Origin of the sequence: Rhodobacter sp. Har01 (assembly GCF_020564565.1) — a bacterium.
Taxonomy (GTDB): domain Bacteria; phylum Pseudomonadota; class Alphaproteobacteria; order Rhodobacterales; family Rhodobacteraceae; genus Pseudogemmobacter.
Genome location: NZ_JAJCTD010000001.1, coordinates 478,164 through 499,013, shown reverse-complemented (window position 1 = coordinate 499,013; position 20,850 = coordinate 478,164). Strand labels below are relative to the sequence as shown.

The following is a 20,850-nucleotide window of genomic DNA, read 5'->3' as shown; positions in this document are numbered from 1 at the left end:
GAAACCAGATGACTTCCGGGTACGAATCAGTGTTTGCAGGCGGAAACCCGCCTGACATGCACGGCAAGGTTGTCGGGAAATGGTTCACGTTGCGTAAAATCCGGGCATTCGGCCCAGACGGACGGCCGTCGGAGACCGTGGTGCCGGTCCGCTGGCAGGCCCTTGCGGCGGGGTGATTCTCGTCATCCAGGCCGCAGGTTTCCCACCGGCCCGGATCGGCCGCCTTTCTAACCCTGGATCCGCTGCGCCTCTCGGCGCGTCAGGACGCGCCGCGCGGCGGTCCAGCTTCCGGCACCAGCGGCCGTGCGCAGGCCCGGAAACAGCTCATAGATCTCGTTGCGCTGCGCGTTGCACAAGCCGTTCAGCGCATCGTCCATCGGCTGGAAGCTTTCGGTCCAGGCGCCGTTCGACAGCACCACCTCGTGCCGGTCGCACAGGAAATGCACATAGGCGATGCCGATCGACGCAACCCCATGGATGCCCGCGCGGTTCACCAGATGCTTGGCCGCCACCAGCACCTCGGGCTCGTCAAAGTGCAACGGGGTGCTGTCGCCGGCGACCAGCACGCGGTGGTTGGGCGACAGCAGCATGTCGCGTTCGGGCAGGCCGTGGCCCAGGGCATGGGCCTTGATCCGGATCGGCTGCAGATGCGGGTGCAGGCGCAGCTCGGTCCCCGGCACCTCGGTCTGGCCGACCCAGCGGATTTCCTGGATGCCGTTGTCGCGGGTGACCACCTTGTCACCGACGCGCAGCGTTTCCACCGGCATTTCACCGCGCGGTGTGGCGATCAGCACGCCCGGCGTGAAGCAGGGCGAGTGCCGGCGCAATGACCGGCCGTCCTGTGCCTCGGCCTCCTGTCCCGGGGCCGCGGCGCCGTCGTCGCAATGGTCCTGTTCAAATGCCGACATCTCTCAACCTTCTGCCAGAGCAACGGCAGCCAGATGCCTGCCGCCCGCCATGGCCCTTTCCGTTCCGGCCAGCCTCAACGACGGAACACCGCCGTCAGCGACCGACCGGCATCCCACCATCCCGCCAGCCCCGCACGCGCGGAACCGGCTGTCCGGCCTTTCAGCTTTCAACACCCAGACAGCACCACCGACCCACAGACCAAACGCCTGCGCACCCAGCCCCCAAGGTCCAAACTACTCCTCCGGCCCGGCCCCGTGAAGCCGAAAAACGTAAACCGGAATGCAATCCCCGATTGCCGCGGGCCGATCACATCGGGCCGGACAAAGCCCCCAGGGCAACACCGCTCCGGCGGGGCGTGACCGTCGATCATGCTGACGAATGCAGGCACTTGCAGCACAAATCCGCGCGGCCGGCGGCGCCCCAGCGGCGCAGTCGTCCGGGGCGCGGCCGGATCGGGGAAGCGGCCAGTGGTGCCCAAGGTCGGACTCGAACCGACATGCCTTGCGGCGACGGATTTTGAATCCGCTGCGTCTACCATTCCGCCACTCGGGCCACCTGAAACCGGGGTCTAAAGGCCCCGGCCGCAGGCGTCAATCACAGATCGGTGGCCGAGAAGGTGTCGCAATCAGCGATCAGGCCGGAATTCAGACCGAGCAGGAACCACTCGGACCGCTGTTCCGAGGTGCCATGGGTAAAGGTGTGCGGCATCGGCCGCTGGCCGGCGTTCGCCTGCAGCGTGTCATCGCCGATCTGGCGGGCGGCGTTCACCGCTTCCTCCAGGTCGCCGCGTTCCACCGTGCCCAGGGTCTGCGCCGCCTCGCGGGCCCAGATGCCCGACAGGCAGTCGGCCTGCAACTCGACCATCACCGAGATCGCGTTCGATTCCTCCTGGCCGACCTGCTGGCGCAGCGTCATCGACTTGCCCAGGATGCCCAACTCGTCCTGCACATGGTGGCCGATCTCGTGCGCCACCACATAGGCCGCGGCAAAGTCGCCATGCGCGCCCAGCTTCCTTTGCAGCGTCACGAAGAAGGCGGTGTCGAGATACACCTTCTTGTCCGCCGGGCAGTAGAACGGCCCGGTCGCCTCGGACGCGCCGCCGCAGGCCGAAGGCGTGTGGTCCTTGAACAGCACCAGCACCGCCGGGGTGTATCTGGCGTTCAGTTGTTCGGCAAAGACCTTGGTCCAGATTTCCTCGGTGTCGGCCAGGGTGACCGAGACGAACTCGCCGGCCTGCACATCGGCCTCGGTCAGTTCGACCGGCTCGCCGCTGCCGGTGCCGATCTCAAGGCCCCCCGGCCCCAGCAGCTTGGATGGGTCCACGCCCAGGAACATGGCGATCAGGAACACGATCACCGCCCCAGCCCCGCCGATGCTGGCCGTCCGCCCGCCCGACGTGCGGCGGCGGTCCTCGATGTTGTCGCTGCCGCGGCGGCCCTTCCACTCCATCGTCCGGTCTCCCTGTAACACCCCGTCACGGCGCCAGCTTAGCGGCAAGCCGGTTCGCCCGAAAGTCCCGTTCCCGGCATCGGCACACCGCGACGTGACTTCCCCCTTGCCGCGCCTGCGCCTATGGTGCGGCCCGCAACGACAGGGGACAGCAATGGGCGTGACCTGGAAACTGCCGGCCACCGTGGCGGGCCTTGGCTCGGCCGCCATGCTGGTCGGCGCGTTCGGCTTTCAGATCCTGGCCCGGATGCCGCCTTGCGAGCTGTGCCTGTGGCAGCGCTGGCCGCATGCCGCGGCCGTGGCGGTTCTGGTGCTGGCCCTGATCACCGGCTGGCGGGCGCTGGCCTGGGCGGGGGCGCTGGCGGCGCTGGCCACCGCCGGCATCGGCCTGTTCCACGCCGGGGTCGAGCAAGGCTGGTGGGACTTCGTGTCCACCTGCACACAGGGCTCGATCGGCGGGCTTTCCGGCGCCGATCTGCTGAACCCCGACGCTGCCCTGCCCGCCCCGGTGCGCTGCGACGAGATCCCCTGGTCGCTGCTGGGCATCTCGATGGCCGGCTGGAATGCCATCACCTCGGCCGGTCTGGCCGCGGTCTGGGTCTTCGCCGCGACCCGCCGCGACTGACACCGCCCGACGGGCCGCCGCCGCACCCTCAGTCGCCCTGCACCCCGGTCGCCGCCTCGTCGCCGCTCTGCGCCGCGCGTTCCGCCTCGATGGCGCGCCAGGCCTCGACGTTGCGGTTGTGCTCTTCCAGCGACTCGGCAAAGGCATGGCCGCCGGTGCCATCGGCGACGAAGAACAGGAAGCTGGTGGTATCGGGGTTCAGCGCCGCCTCGATCGACAGCCGCCCCGGGTTGGCGATCGGCGTCGGCGGCAGGCCGTCGATGACATAGGTGTTGTAGGGCGTCTCGCGCCGCAGCTCGCTTTGCCGCAAGCCGCGGCCCAGCGTGCCTTCGCCCTTGGTGATGCCGTAGATCACCGTCGGGTCGGTCTGCAGCCGCATCCCCTGCTCCAGCCGGTTGACAAAGACGCTGGCCACCCGCTTGCGCTCTTCCGCGACGGCGGTTTCCTTTTCCACGATGCTGGCCATGATCAGCGCCTCCTCCACCGTGTCATAGGGCAGATCGGCCGAGCGTTGCGGCCACAACTCGGCCAGCACCCGGGTCTGCGCCTCGGTCATCCGGGCAAGCAGATCGGCGCGGGCGCTGCCCTTCTCCACATCGTAGGACTCCGGCGCCAGCGTCCCTTCGGGCGGCACCGCATCCACCTCGCCCTCAAGGAAATCGGCCCGCTTCAGCTCTTCCACCACCTGCCAGCTGGTCACGCCCTCGGCCAGGGTGACGCGATAGCGCATGTCGGGGCTGGCGACGGCCTTGGTGTATTGCGCCGGCACCGCGTCCTGCGACGGATCGAAACTGACCACGTCCACGAACTGGTTGCTCGCCGGGTCAAGCTCGCGCAGAATCACGTCGGCGCGGGCGATGCCGATGCGGAAGTTGATCTCCTGCCCGCAGGTCGATTGCCCGCCCGCCGTGATCGCCGCCAGCACCTCGGCCATCGAAGAGCCGGGCAGGACCAGGTAGGAGCCGAACTTCAGCTCCTCGGCCTTGCCGGCAAAATCCGCCCCGATCCGGAAGATGCGCGCATCGCTGACGGCGCCGCGCTTTTCCAGGTTGCGGCTGACCGCCGCCAGCGAGGCGCCGCGCTCGACCTGCAGGCAGATCGCCTCGGCCAGCGGTCCCGGCTTGACGAATTCGTTGCGGCCCCAGGCCACCACCGCCGCCGCCGCCACCAGAAGGACGATGAACAGCGTCAGCGCGTTCGAGGCGACCGACCGCCACATGCCCCTAACGCACCTTGCCCAGCACGAGGCTGGCATTGGTGCCGCCGAAACCAAAGCTGTTCGACAGCGCCACGTCGATCTTGCGGCGGACGGCCTTGTTCGCGGCCAGATCCAGCTTCGGCGCGACCGCCGGATTGTCCAGGTTGATCGTCGGCGGCGCCACCTGGTCGCGAATGGCCAGCACGCAGAAGATCGCCTCGACCGCACCCGCCGCGCCCAGCAGATGCCCGATCGACGACTTGGTCGAAGACATCGTGGCCGTGCCCGCCGCCTCGCCCATCAGCCGCTCGACCGCGCCCAGCTCGATGGTGTCGGCCATCGTGCTGGTGCCATGGGCGTTGATATAGTCGACATCGGCCGGCTGCAGCCCGGCCCGGGCCAGCGCCGCCGCCATGCTGCGATAGCCGCCGTCGCCATCCTCGGCCGGCGCGGTGATGTGGTAGGCGTCGCCCGACAGGCCATAGCCCAGCACCTCGGCATAGATCCTGGCGCCGCGGGCCCTGGCGTGCTCATATTCCTCCAGCACCACCACGCCCGCGCCCTCGCCCATCACGAACCCGTCTCGGTCGGCGTCATAGGGCCGGCTGGCCTTTTCCGGCTCATGCCCGCGCTTGGTGGACAGCGCCTTGCAGGCGTTGAACCCGGCAATCCCGATCTCGCTGATCGGGCTTTCGGCGCCGCCCGCCACCATCACGTCGGCATCGCCCCACTGGATCAGCCGCGCCGCATCGCCGATGGCATGGGCGCCGGTCGAACAGGCCGTCACCACCGCATGGTTCGGCCCCTTGAAGCCGAAGCGGATCGAGACCTGCCCCGAGACCAGGTTGATCAGCGCGCTGGGGATGAAGAAGGGCGACACCCGCTTCGGCCCCTTTTCCTTGATCAGCACCGCGGTGTCGGCAATCGCCGACAGCCCGCCGATGCCGCTGCCGATCATCACCCCGGTGCGCTGGCGGCTGTCCTCGTCCTGCGGCTCCCATCCCGCATCGCGCACGGCCTGGGTGGCGGCGGCGATGCCGTAGAGAATGAAGTCGTCCACCTTGCGGCGGTCCTTCGGCTCCATCCAGTCATCCGGGTTGAAGGTGCCGTCGCTGCCGTCGCCGACCGGGATCTCGCAGGCGTACTGGGTGACCACATTGGCCGCGTCGAAGCGCGTGATCGGGCCGGCGCCCGACTTCCCGGCCAGCAGGCGGCTCCAGGTTTCCTCGACGCCGCAGGCCAGCGGTGTGACCATTCCCAGACCCGTGACGACAACGCGACGCATGGATTTCCCCCAGAAGGATCAAGTCCGTCGGGTGATACACGCGGCCCAAAGCCCGCGCAACCACACCCCGGCCCGGCCCCGCCCGACGGGCGGCCCGCCGCTGGGGCGGGACCGTGCCGGAAGGCCGCGCAAGGCCCCGCCCCTTGTCCGCATCCGGCACTCCTTCAGGCGGCCGGCACCGAGGCAGCGTGCCGAAAGGGCGCACGAGGAGACCCGGTTCAATTACATCCCATTCAGTCGAGACAAAGCAAAGCGGCTGTTGCGTCAGGTCACGGCGGAAGACGCAAGACACCTAGTGGCTATCGCCGAGGTCGGTGGAAGGACGGAGGGGTTCGTTTTCTTGCGTCGGTCGGCGAGTATTTTGTCGGGAGGGATGCGCTAATCGTAACAGTCAACGTCATCTATACCTCGCAAATGATGCGCGGATCGCTGCTTGGAGGGCGGGCCTCGGTCGGACTGTTCCGGGCGGTGGAGAGATGGGCGCGGGGGATCGGGGCGGTGGAGGTGTTGCTTCACGTGACCGGAGGCATCGGGACGGAGAGGGCGGACCGGGCCGTGCAGCGGCTGGGGTTCCGGGGGATCGGCGGGTCATACGTCGCGCGGCTGGGGTCGGCTGTCCACGGTGGACAAACGGGCGATGTGGCGGGAAATCAAAGGGTTGGGCGTGGGCGTTAGGGGAATGTTAGGGATTGGCGGGGGAAGGGGGGGCCGGGTTGGCAACCTCTGGGGGAGGTTGGGCTGGACAGGCCGGACCCCCGCTTGGCTTGATGGCGGGATTGGTCGGGGTATTGGGGAGGGGGTTGGAATGGGGCTTGGGATTGGCCAGGGTGAGGGTGGTGCGTCGAGCGGGCAAGGCTTCGGGGGGGCGCGATGGACGAAGGGCTACGAATGCGGTGGCCGACGGCTCACTGCCTGCCTGGCCGAAGGCTTCCATTCCACATGGTCAACACCAACATCATTGGGTTTAGATAATGCGCGCAGAAGACTGGGTCACAAGACAATTCGTCGTCCAGATCGTAGTTTCAAACCTGCCGTGGATAGCCTTGGGGCTTTTCGGGAAAGCTCTTTCTTTACCGATTGGTCGAATGGAAGTTGCCTTTATTCTCTTCCCGAAGTTGACATCCGAGTATGAGACTCTCGCTTTGATCTACTCCCCGGAGGCGGCGGAGCGATATGCTTTATCCTATGCAAACAGCTTTGTTCTGAACGCAATTTGTTTTCTAATTGGAATGGCCATTTTTATGTCCAAGCGCGTCGATTGGTATCACCTTGAGCACAAAAAGAAAGTCAAAGCCTCTATTATTTTAATCGTTGTAAGTTACCTGATTTTTTTCCAGTCAATTGTATATTTCCCGAGCCCTCACGTTGACCAAGACAGGGTGATACGTGGAGCCTATGCAGGCTTTTCCTTCTTCTTCGCAGTCTTCTTTTTGAGTTTGCAAGTATTGTCCGCTCAAATTTTACTTGGAATTCGAAAAGGCAAATCTTAGACCCACAGGAGACAGGAATGGGATCTCTTGGTGAAGAGCAGGATGGGCTCTCCGGTTTGGACGGGCTCGACAAGGTTAATACTGGCATCGAAAAATGGGGCGGTGCCATTGCGGGCGGCATTGACTACAACCTAAAGGATTACCCAAACGCTCCGAAAGTCGGCACTTTTTTGGGGCGGCGCTCTTACAAAAGGTATGGTTGGAGTTACGGTCGTACTTGAAGCAGGAGAGGTAATTGCTGCAGCGACCGATGATGATCCAACGACATCCGCATCTACACAGGTTGTTGGGGCGGCAGTTTCCGTTGGTGTAACGCCCGCCTGATCGAAAACTTCCTTCCGCCTGGGATTTTCTCATGAAGGGAACTTTCCTTTGACAGTCGATCATTTCGCACTATTGCTGTCTTTTGTTCCAGTAATTTTGCTCGTCGTATCGGACGCGCTCAACTTCAGATATAGAATGCTGACTGCATCAGCCTACTTGGCTACCCTATTTCCATCAGCGCTATACTGGTGGATTGATGGGGGTTTTGGTGGAGTCTTTCTTGCGTTTTCACTGGCGTTCTTGGTATTTCTTCACTTTGTGTTGCGACGATCATAGAGACCAAATGCAGCGAGCCGGTAGAGAGGGTGCCAACCCACCTTTTCTTGCCCCACCCAATTCGCCTCAGCGAGTCGTGGGCTACGTGATTTCACCCACCCGCTTCGACCTATTCGCCCCTTTTCCACTGCCATAAACGCCCACTCCGTCTTTGACTCGGACGGCGGCAGCCAGGCCACTGGCGCGCTGATCCGCCAATATGTCTGGAACGGCTGGGACCCCGTCGCCGTCATCGAGGGCGGGGTGGTGTCGTTCGTGAGAGCCGACCACATCGGCCGCCCGGTCTTCGCGACGAACGCGGCGGGCGTAAAGTTCTGGACCGCCACCTACACCCCCTTCGGCGACGTCCCACCAGAACTGGATGCGCGACTACGACCCGACGACCGGAAGGTACCTCCAGGCCGACCCGCATCGTGCCGCAGGCACTCGCTCGAGCGGCGTCATTGGTCAGTACTCTGGGTCCACCAGATCACGCCGAAAGGGGACGTCTTCCAGACGTTCCTTAAGACTTCGTTAAAATGCGTTCGCAACCCATTGACAGGATTGGGTCGGTGGAGTGTCCCATCATGGGACACCTCCGTTACCCCTGCCGGGCCACGATCCCCATCACCGCCGCCAGAAGCTGCGCCGCCAGCATCGCCCCCAGGCCATCCACGTCCCGGTCGGGCATGAATTCGACCAGGTCGAACCCCGCCACCCGGGCCTTTTCCGCCACTCCCCCGATCAGCTCCAGCACTTGCCAGTAGGACAGCCCCCCCGCTGTCCGCCCGATCACCGCCGGCATCACCGAAGGGTCCAGCGCATCGACGTCCAGGCAGACGATCACATGCGCACCCTCCGGGATCAGGTCCACCGCCGCCCCGACCCCGTCACGCGCCACCTGTCCGGCCGGCACGAAGGCCACCCCCCAGTCGGTGGCGTCCTGCACATCCGAAACCCGGGCCGAGCCGATGCCCCGGCTGCCCACCTGCACGATGCCCTCGATGTGGTCCATCTCCGACGCCCGCCGCATGGTAGACGACAGCCCCAGCCGCTCGCCCCCCACCTCGTCGCGCCAGTCGATGTGGGCGTCGATCTGCAAGATCCAGTAGGTCCGGTTGCGCGCCCCGAAGGCCTCGAGCATCGGGATCGGCAGCGAATCGTCGCCGCCCAGCAGGAACGGCACCCCGCCGCGGTCCAGGATGGTGGAGATCGCGCCGAAGACGCGGGCGCGGTTGCCCTCGGGGTCGGCCTCGTGCTGCGGCAGGTCGCCCGCGTCGACCGCCTCTGCCGCGCCGGGAAACACCGGCCCGCCCAGGTCAAAGTTCATGTGGCCAAGGTTCGCCGCATACACCGCCCCGGCGGCCCGAATGACCGCCGGCCCCCCGGCGCAATAGAACCCCACCGCCGGATAGGGCGTGCAGCCATCCGCCCCGATCAGCGCGATCTTCGCCGACAGCCGGGACAGGTCGCGGCAGCGCGGCAGGCCCATGAAGGTGTCCACCGCCGCCGCCCCGAACATCGCCCCCAAGGCCTTGTTGCCCGCCATCCCCGGCCCTCCTGTCCTGTGCCCGGCAGGATGGCGCCGCAGCGCCCGCTTCGGCAAGCAGCGAAACTGCGCCTTGGCAGCCCGCCGCCGGCCCCCGCGGCAGGAACCCGCCACAAGCACGCGCCAGCCCGCTCCGAACGGCTCCGAACCACCCCGAACCGCCCTATACTGCCGGGGGTTGCCCCACCCGCGAAAGGAACTGGCCATGCCCTCCGCAAAGAACACCGTCTGCCTGTGGTTCGACACCGACGCCGAAGCCGCCGCCCGCTTCTACGCCGGCCTGTTTCCTGACAGCGCCGTCACCGCCGTCTTCCACGCCCCGACCGATTACCCCTCGGGCAAGGCGGGCGACGTGCTGACGGTGGAATTCACCGTCGCCGGCATCCGCTGCCTTGGCCTGAACGGCGGCCCGGCCTTCCGGCAGACCGAGGCCTTCTCGTTCCAGATCATGACCGAGGATCAGGCCGAGACCGACCGCTACTGGAATGCCATCATCGGCACCGGCGGCACGGCCAGCGCCTGCGGCTGGTGCAAGGACCGCTGGGGGGTGTCGTGGCAGATCACCCCGCGCACCCTGACCGAAGCCCTTGCCGCCGGCGGCGCCGAGGCCCGCCGCGCCTTTGCGGCGATGATGCAGATGGGCAAGATCGACATCGCCGCCATCGACGCCGCCCGCCGTGGCTGACGACAGGGCTGACGGCACAAACGAAAAAGGCACCCCGAAAGGTGCCCCTGCCGTCCCCTGCGGGAGGAATGCGCTCAGACGGCCTTCGAGATGAAGCCGACCGCGTCGCCGAAGGTCTGGATGGTTTCGGCGGCGTCGTCCGGGATCTCGATCCCGAATTCTTCCTCGAAGGCCATGACCAGCTCGACGGTATCCAGCGAGTCCGCGCCGAGGTCGTCGATGAACGAGGCGTTCTCGACCACCTTGTCCTCGTCCACGCCCAGGTGCTCGACGACGATCTTCTTCACGCGCTCGGCGATATCGCTCATGTCTTTTCTCTACCTATCTTTCGGGGTCGCCCCCGGCTTGACTGTCCCGGCCCGGACCGGGCCACTCGTGCCCCGCGTATGCCGCGGGGGTTCCGGGCACCGCCCGGGAATCTGGCGCGCGCTATAGCAACAGCGCCCGAACATGGCAAACGCTTTCGGGGCCGGCCCCGGGGTCTGCAAAGCCGCAGCCTGTCACACCATCGCCATTCCGCCGTTCACATGCAGCGTCGCGCCGGTGACATAGCCCGCCTCGGGTGCGGCCAGATACAGCACCGCCGCGGCAATCTCGGCCGGGTTGCCCATCCGGCCCGCCGGCACCGCCGCCAGGATGCCCGCCCGCTGCGCCTCGTTCAGCTTGTCCGTCATCGCCGTCTCGATGAACCCCGGCGCCACGCAATTCACCGTGATGCCGCGGCTCGCCACCTCGGCGGCGAGGGATTTCGACATCCCCACCATCCCGGCCTTGGACGCGGCATAGTTCACCTGCCCGGCATTGCCGGTCTGACCGACAACCGAACTGATGTTCACAATCCGCCCCCAGCGCGCCTTCATCATGCCGCGGATGGCGGCCCGGCACAGCCGGAAGGTCGCGGTCAGATTGACGTCGATCACCGCCTGCCAGTCGTCATCCGACATCCGCATCGCCAAGCCGTCCCGGGTTATCCCGGCGTTGTTGACCAGCACATCGACCGACCCCATCGCCTCGGCGGCCCGCTTCACCAGGCCCTCCACCTCGGCCGGCTCCGACAGGTTGCAGGGCAGCACATGCACGCGCTCCCCCAACTCCGCCGCCAAGGCCTCCAGCGGCGCCACCCGGGTTCCCGACAGCGCCACCACCGCCCCGGCGCCATGCAGCGCCTTCGCGATCTCGGCCCCGATCCCGCCCGAGGCCCCCGTCACCAGCGCACATTTCCCGCTCAGATCGAACATGCCCGAACCTCCTGTCCTGTGAATTCCGCGCGACTCCGATCCTTCGACGAAGGATCGAGGCCCGGTGTCAGCCCTTCGCCGCCGTCACGTCTTCGGGCGTGCCCACGGCGCGCAGGACCACCTCGCCCGAGACGATGCGCTTGATCATCCCCGACAGGGCCTTGCCGGCGCCGATCTCCCAATACTCGGTGACCCCGGCCGTCTCCATCCACAACACCGATTCCCGCCAGCGCACCGAGCCGGTGACCTGCGCCACCAAGAGATCGAAGATCCGGTCCGGCTCCATCACCGCCTCGGCGCGGACGTTCACCACCACCGGCACGATCGGTTTGCCGATCACCACCGCCGACAGCGCCTCGGCCATCCGGTGCGCGGCGGGCTGCATCAGCGCGCAATGGAACGGCGCGCTCACCGGCAGCAGCAGCGCCCGCCTGGCGCCCTTGGCCTTGGCGATCTCGATCGCCCGCTCCACCGCCGCCTTGTGCCCCGACACCACCACCTGCGCGGGATCGTTGTCGTTCGCGGCCTGGCAGACCTCGCCTTGCGCCGCCTCTTCCGCCACCGCCTGCGCCGCGGCGAAGTCCAGCCCCAGCAGCGCCGCCATGGCGCCCACACCCACCGGCACCGCCTCCTGCATCGCCTCGCCCCGCAGCCGCAACAGCCGCGCGGTGTCGCTCAAGGACAGCGACCCGGCCGCGCACAGCGCGGAATACTCGCCCAGCGAATGCCCGGCCACAAAGGCCGCATGGCTGGCGACCGTAATCCCCTCGGCCTCCAGCGCCCGCAGCGCCGCGATCGAGGTCGCCATCAGCGCCGGCTGCGCGTTCTGCGTCAGCGTCAGCTCGGCGATGTCGCCGTCCCAGATCAGCCGCGACAGGCTTTCGCCCAAGGCATGATCGACCTCGTCGAACACCGCCTTCGCCGCAGGATAGGCCTCGGCCAGCGCGCGGCCCATGCCGATGGTCTGCGCCCCCTGGCCGGGGAAAACGAATGCGCGGCTCATGCTTGACCTCCCGTCAGCTCTCCGTTCAGCGCAATAGCGCCGAAGGCGTGCCCCCGCAATCCGCCACGGGCGCGCACAGGCCTTGTGCCCGGGGTGACATGGTGCCGCCGGTCAGGCCTGCTAGTCTGACCCCGACCCGCCCCCCCTGAGGACCCCATGCCCACCGCAAACACCCCCGCCAGCTACGGCAGCGTTGCCCGTGCCTTCCACTGGCTGACCGCCCTCTTGATCCTGGCCAACCTGCCCTTGGGCGTGATCGCCGCCGAGATGCCCTTCGACACCGCAGAGGCGCTGGCCCGCAAGGCGCAACTCTTCTCTGTGCACAAGACATTGGGCGTGGCGATCTTCGCCGTGGCCCTGGCCCGCATCCTCTGGGCCCTCACACAACCCCGTCCGGCGCCGCTGCACCCCGGGCGGCGGCTCGAGACCTTCCTGGCCGAAACCGTCCACTGGGCGCTCTATCTGTCGCTGGTGGTGGTGCCGCTGTCCGGCTGGGTCCACCATGCCGCCGTGGAAGGCTTTGCGCCGATCCTCTGGCCGCTGGGCCAAGGCCTGCCCTTCGTGCCCGTCTCGGACGCCGTGGCGCAGGCGGCCGAAGCGGTGCATTGGGTGTTCACGAAACTCCTGTTCGCTTCCGTCGCGCTGCACGTCCTGGGCGCCCTGAAACACGTTTTCATCGACCGAGACGGCACCCTGGCCCGGATGACCAGGGGCACGCCTTCAGCCGGCACCCCGCACCGCAGCCCGGCCCCGATGCTGGCCGCGCTGGCGCTCTTCGCCGCGGGCTTCGGCCTCGCCTGGTCGCTGTCGGCCCCGGCCCCCACCGAAACCGCGCGCCCCGCTGCCGGCGCCGGGAACTGGCAGGTCGAGACCGGAACCCTGACCTTCGCCGTGAAACAGATGGGCGCCGAGGTGCAAGGCAGCCTGCCCGTCTGGACCGCCGACATCACCTATGACCCGGCCACCGGCACCGGCACGGTCAAGGTCGCCATCGACACCACGCAGGTCACCTTGGGCGCCGTCACCGACCAGGCCAAGGGGGCTGATTTCTTCGCCACCGCCAGCCATCCCACGGCCACCTTCACGGCCGATATCTCTCCTGCCGGCACGGGCCGGCAGGCCAAAGGCACCCTCACCCTGCGCGGGGTGGAAACCCCCGTTACCCTGCCCTTCACCCTGACCCCTGACGGCGACACCGCCACCATGACCGGCACCACGACACTCGACCGCCGCGATTTCGGCATGGGCGCGGCCTACACCGATGAATCCCAGATCGGCTTTGCCGTCACCGTCCAGGTCGCCCTCACGGCCCGGAAGGCGAAGTGAGGGCCGCTCTTCGCGACCCTGCGGTCGCTCATCGCCAGGGCGCCGCACCGCGAAGAGCAAGCGACCCGAAGGGGTGCGCCGCGATGAGCGCCCCGTCAGGCCCAAGGCGCCAAGGCAAAGGGGCCGCCGGATCGCTCCGGCGGCCCCCTTTTCTTCGCTGCGGCAGGATCACTCGGCCTTCATCGCCTCGATGGAAATCTCGATCTGCACCTCGTCGCTGACGTAGGGCGCAAACATCCCCAGCCCGAAGTCCGACCGCAGGACGGTGGTCGTGGCCGAGAAGCCCGCCCACATCTTCTTCTCCATCGGATGTTCGCCCGCCTGGTTCAACACCGCGTCCAGCACGACGGGCTTGGTCACCCCGTTCAGCGTCAGATCGCCGGTGATCTTCGCCGTCTTCTCGCCGGTCACCTCGATCCCGGTCGAGGTGAAGCTGACCGCCTCGTCCTCGGCCGCATCGAAAAAGTCGGGCGACATGAAGTGGTCGAACCGCGCCTCCCAGCCGGTCAGCATGGTCTTGACCGGGAAGGCGACCTTGACCGACGACGCGGCCGGGTCGGCCTGGTCAAAGGCGATCTCGCCCGCAAAGCCCGAGAACATGCCCGTGGTGGTGGAATAGCCAAGGTGGTTGTAGGTGAAGACGATCTGGCTGTGGCTGGGGTCCAGCACATAGGCCTCGGGGGCAGCCAGGGCCGGGCTGGCCCCGATCAGGGCGGCCAGGGCAACGGGCAGGGCGGCGGGCAGAAAGCGGGTCATTCGGGGGAACTCCTTGAAAGGTCAGGCTTGACGGGCAGAACCTGACCATCCCGTCCCACCCGCACAATTCAGCACGCCTGAACAGATTCCGCGCGCAGGCGCACAGATGGCAACGTCAGTGCGCCTGCCACACGTCCGCCATAGGTCAGCCGCACGCCATGCGGACGCCGCTTTCCGCCGCCGGGGCGGCCCGGCTTGCATCCGGGGCCGATCTCTGTATAAGGCCGCATCCTTCCTGCATTCCCATGAACCGGCGATGCCTCTCGTGGACGGGCCGCAGGAAGGTTTGGCCCGTTCGTTGAAGCCGCCCCGAGACGAAGGAAGACCGCATGCCGCTTTACGAGCATGTCTTCATTGCGCGTCAGGACTTGTCCAACACGCAGGCCGAAGGCCTTGTCGAACACTTCTCCACGGTCCTTTCGGACAACGGCGGCAAGGTCGTCGAATCCGAATACTGGGGGGTCAAGACGATGGCCTACAAGATCAACAAGAACCGCAAGGGCCACTACGCCCTCCTGAAATCCGACGCCCCCGCGGCGGCGGTGCAGGAGATGGAGCGCTTGATGCGGCTGCATGACGACGTGATGCGGGTGCTGACGATCAAGGTCGAAAAGCACCCCGAAGGTCCGTCGGTCCAGATGCAGAAGCGCGATGAGCGCGAGGGCCGTGGCGACCGTGACGGCGACCGTGGTGACCGTGGCGGCTTTGGCGGCGAACGCCGCGAGCGCAGCTTCGGCGACCGCCCCGATCGTGGCGAGCGTCCGTCCTTCGGCGCGCCGCGTCGTTGATCACAGCCTGAAGAAAGGTCCATAAACCATGGCGAACAAACCGTTTTTCCGCCGCCGCAAGGTTTGCCCCTTCTCGGGCGACAATGCTCCGGCCATCGACTACAAGGACACCCGTCTGCTGCAGCGCTACATCTCCGAGCGCGGCAAGATCGTGCCCTCCCGCATCACCGCGGTCTCGGCCAAGAAGCAGCGCGAACTGGCCACGGCCATCAAGCGCGCCCGCTTCCTGGCCCTGCTGCCCTATGCCGTGAAATAAGGAGCACCTGAGATGCAAGTGATCCTTCTTCAACGCGTGGCCAAGCTTGGCCAGATGGGCGAAGTCGTCAACGTCAAGGACGGCTACGCCCGCAACTACCTGTTGCCGCAAGGCAAGGCGCTGCGCGCCAACGAGGCCAACGTCAAATCCTTCGAGGCGAAGAAAGCCCAGCTGGAACTGACCAACCTGGAAGGCCGCAAGGAAGCCGAAGCCGTCGGCGCCAAGCTGGACGGCCAGACCTTCGTGCTGATTCGCTCGGCCTCCGAGGCCGGCGCGCTCTACGGCTCGGTCACCGCCCGCGACGTCGCCGATGCGGCCACCGCCGGCGGCTTCACCGTGGCCCGCGGCCAGGTCGAGATGGACAAGCCGATCAAGGACCTGGGCATCCACCCGGTCACCGTCGTCTTGCACCCGGAAGTCTCGGTCAAGGTCAAGCTGAACGTCGCCCGCTCGCCGGAAGAGGCCGAACTGCAGGCCACCGGCAAGTCGATCCGCGATGCCGCAGCCGAAGCCGACGCCCAGGCCGATTTCGAGATCTCGGAGCTGTTCGACGACGTCGGCGGCGCCGCCTCGGACGAATGATCCGCGTCGGGTCTGCCCGACGTTGACCTGACACCAACCGCGCCCGGGCACCCCCGGGCGCGGTTTTCGTTTGCCGGAACGCCCCTAAACGACCTGCCGCCCCGTGTGATACAATCTTTACTTTTGTCGTCCAAAGTCGCATGCTCTACAAAACCTGAAGGTGTAGACCATGGCCTTCGCGCGCCACTCGATGAACGCCCAATCCGCCTACCTCGACCTTCTGCGCAGCCTGAAGGACGACAGCGTGTCCACGCTGCGCGGGTCGCCGGTAAAGGAGATCCGCAACGGTCGCGCCTATTGGTATGACCTCTACCGGGTCGGCACCTCGGTCAAACGCAGCTACATCGGCGAGGATACGGCCGAACTGCGCGACCGCCTTGACCGACACAAGGCGCTGGCGACCGCGGTCGCGGAACGCCGCCAGGCGCGCACCCGGCTGGTTCGCCTGCTGCGGGCCGAAGGCCTGCTGTCGCCCGACGGATCGGTCGGTGCGCTGTTTGCGGCGGCGGAAAGGCTGGGGGTGTTCCGGCTGGGAGGCACGCTGGTCGGCACCCAGGCCTTCCGGCTCTATGAGGGCGAGTTGGGCCTGCGCATCCCCGGCGCCGAGCTTGCCCAAACCGGAGATGTCGATCTGGCCCAATTCGAGCGTCTGTCGCTGGCGCTGGAGGATCAGATCACCGGCGACATCGGCGAAACCTTCAAGGCCCTGGCCTTCGATCCGGTGCCGGGGCTGGACCGCACCGCGGTCTGGAAATGGCGCCAGACCCGGTCGGACGTGCTGGTCGAATTCCTGACCCCGTCGTTCCGCCCCGAGGAAGACGTCCGCGATCTGCCGGCCCTGGGCGTCAAGGCGCAGTCGCTGCATTTCCTGAACTTCCTGATCGCGCAGCCGATCAAGGCGGCTGCCTTGTATCGCTCGGGCGTGCTGGTGCAGATCCCCCGCCCCGAGGCCTTTGCCATCCACAAGCTGATCGTGGCCGACCGCCGCCGCGGCGGGCCGGACCAGATCAAGTCGCGCAAGGACCGCGCGCAGGCGGCGCTGCTGGTCGAGGTGCTGGCCGAGGACCGCCCCGACGAATTGCGCGAGGCCCATGCCGACGCCCTGTCGCGCGGACCGCACTGGCGCGACCACATCGCCCGCAGCCTGGCCCGGATGCCCGAGACGGCGGCGCGGCTTGCCGCGCTCTGACCGGACGCTGTCGGCGGCAGGACAGATTGCGCGCAAGGCCCGGATAGCTTGGCCGTCATGCGCGCGCCCACAACCTCTCGCGGCATCCTGGCGCTGGTTGCCGGGATCGCCATCTTCTCGGTTCAGGACCTGATCCTGAAGACACTCTCGGGCGACTATCCGCTACATCAGGCCATGGTGCTGCGCAGCCTGACCGCCCTGCCCTTCCATGTGCTGATCGTCTGGTGGTTCGACGGGCGGCTTGGCACCATCACCACCCCCGGCTGGTGGAAGATGCTGCTGCGCGGGGCGCTGAACTTCGCCGCCTATACCGCCTACTACCTGGGTCTGGCCACCCTTCCCATGGCCAACACCGTGGCGCTGTTCTTCACCGCGCCGCTGTTCATCACGCTTTCGGCCGCGCTGATCCTGGGCGAACGGGTGGCGGCCTCGTCGGCGGTCGCCGTCGGCCTGGGCTTCGCCGGGGTGCTGCTGATCGTCAAGCCCGGCAGCTCCGGCTTCGAGCTGGCGGCCCTGCTGCCGATCCTCGGCGCACTCGGCTATGCCGTGTCGATGATCGTCGCCCGCCCGATGGGCCGCACCGAGACCGCCGCCGCCATGGCCTTCTGGGGCAACATCTGCTTTCTGATCTTTGCGCTGGCGCTGTCGGCGGTGTTCGGATCGGGCGCGCTGGCCGAAACCTCTCACCCGGCGCTGGCGTTCCTGACGCGGGGCTGGATCGTGCCGACGCCGCGCGACCTCGCGCTGATGGCCTCGTGCGGGGTGATCGCTGCGGTGGGGCTGACGCTGCTGACCCAGGCCTACAGGATTGCGCCGTCCTCAGCGGTCGCACCCTTCGAATACAGCTTCATGTTCTGGGGCGTGCTCTGGGGCTGGCTGGTCTGGGGCGACAATCCCGACGCCTGGGCCTGGGCGGGCATCGCGGTGATCGTCGGGGCCGGGCTTTACCTGATCCGTCAGCCTTCGACGGCAGCGCCAGAGCGAACGGCCGCCCGCGACGCCGCAAGCTGAGCGGCGAAGTCCGCGCGCAGCGGATCGGCTCCGGCGGGCAGCGCGGCCACCACCGAACAGGCCCAGTCGAGATAGTCCAGCTTGCGCGAAAGCGGCCAAGTGGCCGGAGGCGACACCGCCAGCGCGCGGATGTTCGACAGCTTGTCGGCGATCTTGACCAGTGCTGCTTCGGGCGACTTGCGGGGCGCGTTGAGCTGTTGCTGCCGCTTGCGCACGGGCTTGGGCAGGGCCTTGTCGTCGGTCAGTTCCGCCACGACCGCCGCCACCTCGGGGCCGAACAGGTCGGCCAGCGTCGCAGGGGCGATCCGGCAGTCCTCGACCGTGTCGTGCAGCCAGGCCGCCATCACCGCCGTCACGCTGCCGCCGGCTGCTGCAACCAGGGCCGCAACCTCTTGCAGATGCACGCTGTAGGGTTCGCCGGCGGCGCCCTTGCGGGTCTGTCCGGCATGGGCATCCTCGGCGAAGCGCCGGGCCTTCTCGATGGTCATGCGGGTCCTTTCCGTCCGACCGCAGACCGCGCCGACGCGAACAGCCGCGCGGCCGCTGAAGGACATGAGATGCTGGGGAAACGACGGACCCTGTCCGTCATTGCCAAGGTTACGCGCCGTTCCGCGCCGGTCAAGCGAAAAGGCCGCGCCCTGCCGGACGCGGCCCCGAATTTTCGTCGAAAATTCGAACTCCTAGAGTTCGTCCAGCGCCTCGACGGCCTTCTGGAGCTTCTCCTTCGAGACCTCCTTCTCGGTCACCTTGGCCTGGCCGACGATCAGATCGACGACCTTGTCCTCGAAGATCGGCGCGCGCAGCTGCTGCTGGACCTGCGGGTTCTTCTGCACGAACTCGAAATACTGGCGTTCCTGGCCCGGATACTGGCGGGCAGCGGCCAGCACGGCCTGGGTCATCTCGGCGTCGGTCACGCTGACCTCGGCCTTGCGGCCGACCTCGGCCAGCAGCAGGCCCAACCGCACCCGGCGCACCGCCAGCTGGGTGTGTTCCTCGGTCGGCTCGATCTGGCCATGGCCGTGGCCGTGCTCTTCGGGGTGCTCCTCATGCCACAACTGGTGGGCGATCTGCGCCGCCTCGGCCTCGACCAGCTTGGACGGCAGGTCGAACTTGACCATCTCGTCCAGCTTGTCGAGCAGCGCGCGCTTCATCACCGCGCGGGCGGCGCCGGTGTATTCGGCTTCCAGCCGCTGGCTGACCTGGGCCTTCAGTGCGGCCAGGTCCTCGGCGCCGAACTTCTTGGCCATCTCGTCGTCGATCTCGGCCGCCTTCGGTTCCTTCACCGCCTTCACGCTGCAGGCAAAGACCGCCTCTTTCCCGGCCAGGTGCTGGGCGCCGTAGTTGTCAGGGAACGACACCTTGACCGCAACCTCGTCGCCGACCTTGGCGCCGACCAACTGCTCTTCGAAGCCCGGGATGAACGACTTCGAGCCCAGCACCAGCGGGTAGTCCTCGGCGCTGCCGCCCTGGAACTCTTCGCCATCGACCGAGCCCTTGAAGTCGATCACGATCTGGTCGCCGTCCTTGGCCTTGGCGCCCTTCTTGCGGTCGTCATAGGCCTTCACGCTGTCGGCCAGGTTCTTGAGCGCCTCGTCCACCGCCGCGTCGTCGGCCTTCACGATCAGCTTGTCCAGCTTGATCTTGCCGGCGTCGAACTCGGGGATCTCGGGCAGCGCCTCATAGGTCAGCTCGACCACCACATCCTGGCCCTCGGCCCAGGTCTCGCCGCCGACCATCTTGACCTCGGGCTGCAGCGCCGGGCGGTCGCCGGTGGCCTCGAAATGGCCCTTCATGGCGCCGTCGATGGCATCCTGCATCGCGTCGCCCATCAGCCGCGCGCCGAACTGCTTTTTCAGGATGGCGAGGGGCACCTTGCCCTTGCGAAACCCCTTGATCTCGACCGTCGGCTGCGCCTCGACCAGCTTCTGCTGGACCTTGGCATCCAGGTCCGCCGCCGGCACGGTGATGGTGTAGCCGCGCTTCAGGCCGTCTTTCAGCGTCTCGGTGACCTGCATTCGTGTCGTCCTTTTCATCCAATCCTGGTGCGGGTGAAGGGACTTGAACCCCCACGCCTTGCGGCGCCGGAACCTAAATCCGGTGCGTCTGCCAGTTCCGCCACACCCGCAATGTGCTGCCCTTCCGGAACGCGAAAACCGCCTAGCCCCTTCCCTGGAAGGGCAGGTCCCCGCGCGGCCCGGAAAATCCGGCGCCCTTCTAACAAAGCCCCGGCGCGGATGCGAGAGGAAAAGTGCGCCGCAGTTCCGCCACAAGCCTCGCCTTGCGGCCTGAAAAGGCCCGGAAAACGGCCGCGGTCCGGCGCATTGCTGCCACGTTGCCGGATGACACCCTTGGCCAGGACCTATTCCGCAACCGGGCCATCGCCATGGGCAAACGCAGCATCTGCCAGATCGCCGACCGCGCCACCCCCCTGCGCCCCGCCGCGGGCATCGCCGCGGGCACGCCGGTGCTGACGCTGGACGGAGAACTGCCGGTGCAGTTCCTGGTGCCGGGCGACCGCGTCGTCACCCGCTCGGGTGCGCGCGTGCTGTGCGGCATCGGGGTCGCAACCTTCCGCGACGCTGACCTCTTGCGGGTCAACGCGGCTGCCCTGGGTGCCGCCTTCGACAAACCCTCGCATCATCACATCGCCTGCAGCCAGCCACTCCGGCTGCACGACTGGCGCGCTCGCGCGCTGTTCGGCCGCGAGGTAGCGGTCGTCGCCGCCGAACGGCTGGCCGACGGCGAATACATGCACCGCGAACAGGTGTCCGAAGCCTGCCTCTTCACGCTGCATTTCGAACAGCCGGAAATCATCTACGCCGGCGGCCAGGAACTGGCCTGCGCGCCGGCCCCCGCAGCCGCCTGAGCCTCAGGCCGCCCCAGCACTGGCCGCCCCAGCACTGGCCGCCCCAACACTGGCCATGGCGAAGCC

At 67.2% G+C, this 20,850-nt stretch carries 22 protein-coding genes and 2 tRNA genes; 11 read left to right on the top strand and 13 right to left on the bottom strand.

Features of this window, described 5'->3' with window-relative positions:
* Positions 1-227: 227 nt before the first annotated feature.
* From LHP98_RS02410 to LHP98_RS02400, 3 genes are all read right to left on the bottom strand, one after another.
* Positions 228-908, bottom strand: coding sequence for a Hint domain-containing protein (locus LHP98_RS02410; RefSeq protein WP_227250893.1), 681 nt, complete (start codon positions 906-908; stop codon positions 228-230).
* Between the two features lie 469 nt (positions 909-1,377).
* Positions 1,378-1,461: transfer RNA gene (locus LHP98_RS02405), tRNA-Leu, on the bottom strand.
* 42 nt (positions 1,462-1,503) lie between these two features.
* Positions 1,504-2,358, bottom strand: a complete 855-nt coding sequence (locus LHP98_RS02400) for a neutral zinc metallopeptidase (RefSeq protein ID WP_227250892.1) — start codon at positions 2,356-2,358, stop codon at positions 1,504-1,506.
* A 154-nt stretch (positions 2,359-2,512) separates the two neighbouring features.
* On the opposite strand from LHP98_RS02400, the gene LHP98_RS02395 reads away from it, so the two are divergent.
* Entirely contained in the window at positions 2,513-2,983 is a 471-nt protein-coding gene (locus LHP98_RS02395) for a disulfide bond formation protein B (RefSeq protein WP_227250891.1), read from the top strand.
* 28 nt (positions 2,984-3,011) lie between these two features.
* Here the strand turns inward: LHP98_RS02395 and mltG are convergent, their stop codons facing one another.
* Together mltG and fabF are read right to left on the bottom strand one after the other, a co-directional pair.
* Entirely contained in the window at positions 3,012-4,202 is a 1,191-nt protein-coding gene (gene mltG, locus LHP98_RS02390; RefSeq protein WP_227250890.1) for an endolytic transglycosylase MltG, read from the bottom strand.
* A gap of 4 nt (positions 4,203-4,206) precedes the next feature.
* The gene (gene fabF / locus LHP98_RS02385) at positions 4,207-5,466 is read right to left on the bottom strand and encodes a beta-ketoacyl-ACP synthase II (RefSeq protein ID WP_227250889.1); all 1,260 of its coding nucleotides are present in this window, start codon (positions 5,464-5,466) and stop codon (positions 4,207-4,209) included.
* Positions 5,467-6,437: 971 nt separating this feature from the next.
* Between fabF and LHP98_RS02380 the strand changes: the two genes are divergently transcribed.
* Positions 6,438-6,956 carry a hypothetical protein gene (locus LHP98_RS02380; RefSeq protein WP_227250888.1) on the top strand — a complete coding sequence of 173 codons (519 nt, stop codon included), beginning with the start codon at positions 6,438-6,440 and terminating at the stop codon, positions 6,954-6,956.
* A 17-nt stretch (positions 6,957-6,973) separates the two neighbouring features.
* On the top strand, positions 6,974-7,177 hold the full coding sequence (locus LHP98_RS02375; RefSeq protein WP_227250887.1) for a hypothetical protein: 204 nt from the start codon (positions 6,974-6,976) through the stop codon (positions 7,175-7,177).
* A 959-nt stretch (positions 7,178-8,136) separates the two neighbouring features.
* On the opposite strand, the gene LHP98_RS02370 is transcribed toward LHP98_RS02375, so the two are convergent.
* Positions 8,137-9,084: an arginase family protein gene (locus LHP98_RS02370; RefSeq protein ID WP_227250886.1), complete on the bottom strand. Its 948-nt coding sequence runs from the start codon at positions 9,082-9,084 to the stop codon at positions 8,137-8,139.
* A gap of 205 nt (positions 9,085-9,289) precedes the next feature.
* On the opposite strand from LHP98_RS02370, the gene LHP98_RS02365 reads away from it, so the two are divergent.
* Positions 9,290-9,769, top strand: a complete 480-nt coding sequence (locus LHP98_RS02365) for a VOC family protein (protein WP_227250885.1) — start codon at positions 9,290-9,292, stop codon at positions 9,767-9,769.
* A 74-nt stretch (positions 9,770-9,843) separates the two neighbouring features.
* Here LHP98_RS02365 and LHP98_RS02360 read toward each other — a convergent pair whose 3' ends face one another.
* The 3 genes from LHP98_RS02360 to fabD all read right to left on the bottom strand — a co-directional run bounded on the left by LHP98_RS02360 (position 9,844) and on the right by fabD (position 12,010).
* Complete coding sequence (locus LHP98_RS02360; protein WP_227250884.1) at positions 9,844-10,077, bottom strand: acyl carrier protein; 234 nt, start codon at positions 10,075-10,077, stop codon at positions 9,844-9,846.
* A 192-nt stretch (positions 10,078-10,269) separates the two neighbouring features.
* Complete coding sequence (fabG, locus tag LHP98_RS02355; RefSeq protein ID WP_227250883.1) at positions 10,270-11,007, bottom strand: 3-oxoacyl-[acyl-carrier-protein] reductase; 738 nt, start codon at positions 11,005-11,007, stop codon at positions 10,270-10,272.
* A 67-nt stretch (positions 11,008-11,074) separates the two neighbouring features.
* A complete protein-coding gene (gene fabD, locus LHP98_RS02350) occupies positions 11,075-12,010 on the bottom strand; it encodes an ACP S-malonyltransferase (RefSeq protein WP_227250882.1) in 936 nt (311 codons plus the stop codon).
* 156 nt (positions 12,011-12,166) lie between these two features.
* Here fabD and LHP98_RS02345 point away from each other — a divergent pair, with 156 nt between their 5' ends.
* A complete protein-coding gene (locus tag LHP98_RS02345; RefSeq protein ID WP_227250881.1) occupies positions 12,167-13,336 on the top strand; it encodes a cytochrome b/b6 domain-containing protein in 1,170 nt (389 codons plus the stop codon).
* A 168-nt stretch (positions 13,337-13,504) separates the two neighbouring features.
* Here the strand turns inward: LHP98_RS02345 and LHP98_RS02340 are convergent, their stop codons facing one another.
* Positions 13,505-14,092 (bottom strand): YceI family protein, encoded by a 588-nt coding sequence (locus tag LHP98_RS02340; protein WP_227250880.1) that lies wholly within the window; start codon positions 14,090-14,092, stop codon positions 13,505-13,507.
* Between the two features lie 329 nt (positions 14,093-14,421).
* Here LHP98_RS02340 and rpsF point away from each other — a divergent pair, with 329 nt between their 5' ends.
* The 5 genes from rpsF (at position 14,422) to LHP98_RS02315 (ending at position 17,918) form a co-directional block, all read left to right on the top strand.
* The gene (rpsF, locus tag LHP98_RS02335) at positions 14,422-14,880 is read left to right on the top strand and encodes a 30S ribosomal protein S6 (protein ID WP_227250879.1); all 459 of its coding nucleotides are present in this window, start codon (positions 14,422-14,424) and stop codon (positions 14,878-14,880) included.
* 28 nt (positions 14,881-14,908) lie between these two features.
* Positions 14,909-15,136, top strand: coding sequence for a 30S ribosomal protein S18 (gene rpsR, locus LHP98_RS02330; RefSeq protein ID WP_125327012.1), 228 nt, complete (start codon positions 14,909-14,911; stop codon positions 15,134-15,136).
* A 12-nt stretch (positions 15,137-15,148) separates the two neighbouring features.
* Positions 15,149-15,718 carry a 50S ribosomal protein L9 gene (rplI, locus tag LHP98_RS02325; protein ID WP_227250878.1) on the top strand — a complete coding sequence of 190 codons (570 nt, stop codon included), beginning with the start codon at positions 15,149-15,151 and terminating at the stop codon, positions 15,716-15,718.
* 169 nt (positions 15,719-15,887) lie between these two features.
* Positions 15,888-16,907, top strand: a complete 1,020-nt coding sequence (locus LHP98_RS02320) for a GSU2403 family nucleotidyltransferase fold protein (protein WP_227250877.1) — start codon at positions 15,888-15,890, stop codon at positions 16,905-16,907.
* Between the two features lie 57 nt (positions 16,908-16,964).
* Positions 16,965-17,918, top strand: a complete 954-nt coding sequence (locus LHP98_RS02315) for a DMT family transporter (protein WP_227250876.1) — start codon at positions 16,965-16,967, stop codon at positions 17,916-17,918.
* Here LHP98_RS02315 and LHP98_RS02310 read toward each other — a convergent pair.
* The 3 genes from LHP98_RS02310 to LHP98_RS02300 all read right to left on the bottom strand — a co-directional run bounded on the left by LHP98_RS02310 (position 17,864) and on the right by LHP98_RS02300 (position 20,043).
* On the bottom strand, positions 17,864-18,406 hold the full coding sequence (locus tag LHP98_RS02310) for an HD domain-containing protein (RefSeq protein WP_227250875.1): 543 nt from the start codon (positions 18,404-18,406) through the stop codon (positions 17,864-17,866). The genes LHP98_RS02315 and LHP98_RS02310 overlap by 55 nt on opposite strands.
* Before the next feature lie 192 nt (positions 18,407-18,598).
* Positions 18,599-19,933: a trigger factor gene (gene tig, locus LHP98_RS02305; RefSeq protein ID WP_227250874.1), complete on the bottom strand. Its 1,335-nt coding sequence runs from the start codon at positions 19,931-19,933 to the stop codon at positions 18,599-18,601.
* A gap of 25 nt (positions 19,934-19,958) precedes the next feature.
* A tRNA-Leu gene (locus LHP98_RS02300) sits at positions 19,959-20,043 on the bottom strand.
* A gap of 258 nt (positions 20,044-20,301) precedes the next feature.
* Between LHP98_RS02300 and LHP98_RS02295 the strand changes: the two genes are divergently transcribed.
* The gene (locus tag LHP98_RS02295; RefSeq protein ID WP_227250873.1) at positions 20,302-20,784 is read left to right on the top strand and encodes a Hint domain-containing protein; all 483 of its coding nucleotides are present in this window, start codon (positions 20,302-20,304) and stop codon (positions 20,782-20,784) included.
* The last annotated feature ends 66 nt before the right edge of the window (positions 20,785-20,850 follow it).

Excerpts from the sequence above, each read along its gene's own strand:
- rplI (WP_227250878.1), top strand. The coding sequence starts at position 15,149 with ATGCAAGTGATCCTTCTTCAACGCGTGGCCAAGCTTGGCCAGATGGGC.
- LHP98_RS02380 (WP_227250888.1), top strand. The coding sequence starts at position 6,438 with ATGCGCGCAGAAGACTGGGTCACAAGACAATTCGTCGTCCAGATCGTA.
- LHP98_RS02315 (WP_227250876.1), top strand. The coding sequence starts at position 16,965 with ATGCGCGCGCCCACAACCTCTCGCGGCATCCTGGCGCTGGTTGCCGGG.
- LHP98_RS02310 (WP_227250875.1), bottom strand. The coding sequence starts at position 18,406 with ATGACCATCGAGAAGGCCCGGCGCTTCGCCGAGGATGCCCATGCCGGA.
- LHP98_RS02340 (WP_227250880.1), bottom strand. The coding sequence starts at position 14,092 with ATGACCCGCTTTCTGCCCGCCGCCCTGCCCGTTGCCCTGGCCGCCCTG.
- LHP98_RS02410 (WP_227250893.1), bottom strand. The coding sequence starts at position 908 with ATGTCGGCATTTGAACAGGACCATTGCGACGACGGCGCCGCGGCCCCG.
- rpsF (WP_227250879.1), top strand. The coding sequence starts at position 14,422 with ATGCCGCTTTACGAGCATGTCTTCATTGCGCGTCAGGACTTGTCCAAC.
- LHP98_RS02345 (WP_227250881.1), top strand. The coding sequence starts at position 12,167 with ATGCCCACCGCAAACACCCCCGCCAGCTACGGCAGCGTTGCCCGTGCC.
- LHP98_RS02400 (WP_227250892.1), bottom strand. The coding sequence starts at position 2,358 with ATGGAGTGGAAGGGCCGCCGCGGCAGCGACAACATCGAGGACCGCCGC.
- LHP98_RS02320 (WP_227250877.1), top strand. The coding sequence starts at position 15,888 with ATGGCCTTCGCGCGCCACTCGATGAACGCCCAATCCGCCTACCTCGAC.
- LHP98_RS02295 (WP_227250873.1), top strand. The coding sequence starts at position 20,302 with ATGGGCAAACGCAGCATCTGCCAGATCGCCGACCGCGCCACCCCCCTG.
- fabF (WP_227250889.1), bottom strand. The coding sequence starts at position 5,466 with ATGCGTCGCGTTGTCGTCACGGGTCTGGGAATGGTCACACCGCTGGCC.
- fabD (WP_227250882.1), bottom strand. The coding sequence starts at position 12,010 with ATGAGCCGCGCATTCGTTTTCCCCGGCCAGGGGGCGCAGACCATCGGC.
- LHP98_RS02360 (WP_227250884.1), bottom strand. The coding sequence starts at position 10,077 with ATGAGCGATATCGCCGAGCGCGTGAAGAAGATCGTCGTCGAGCACCTG.
- mltG (WP_227250890.1), bottom strand. The coding sequence starts at position 4,202 with ATGTGGCGGTCGGTCGCCTCGAACGCGCTGACGCTGTTCATCGTCCTT.
- LHP98_RS02370 (WP_227250886.1), bottom strand. The coding sequence starts at position 9,084 with ATGGCGGGCAACAAGGCCTTGGGGGCGATGTTCGGGGCGGCGGCGGTG.
- fabG (WP_227250883.1), bottom strand. The coding sequence starts at position 11,007 with ATGTTCGATCTGAGCGGGAAATGTGCGCTGGTGACGGGGGCCTCGGGC.
- LHP98_RS02395 (WP_227250891.1), top strand. The coding sequence starts at position 2,513 with ATGGGCGTGACCTGGAAACTGCCGGCCACCGTGGCGGGCCTTGGCTCG.
- LHP98_RS02375 (WP_227250887.1), top strand. The coding sequence starts at position 6,974 with ATGGGATCTCTTGGTGAAGAGCAGGATGGGCTCTCCGGTTTGGACGGG.
- rpsR (WP_125327012.1), top strand. The coding sequence starts at position 14,909 with ATGGCGAACAAACCGTTTTTCCGCCGCCGCAAGGTTTGCCCCTTCTCG.
- tig (WP_227250874.1), bottom strand. The coding sequence starts at position 19,933 with ATGCAGGTCACCGAGACGCTGAAAGACGGCCTGAAGCGCGGCTACACC.
- LHP98_RS02365 (WP_227250885.1), top strand. The coding sequence starts at position 9,290 with ATGCCCTCCGCAAAGAACACCGTCTGCCTGTGGTTCGACACCGACGCC.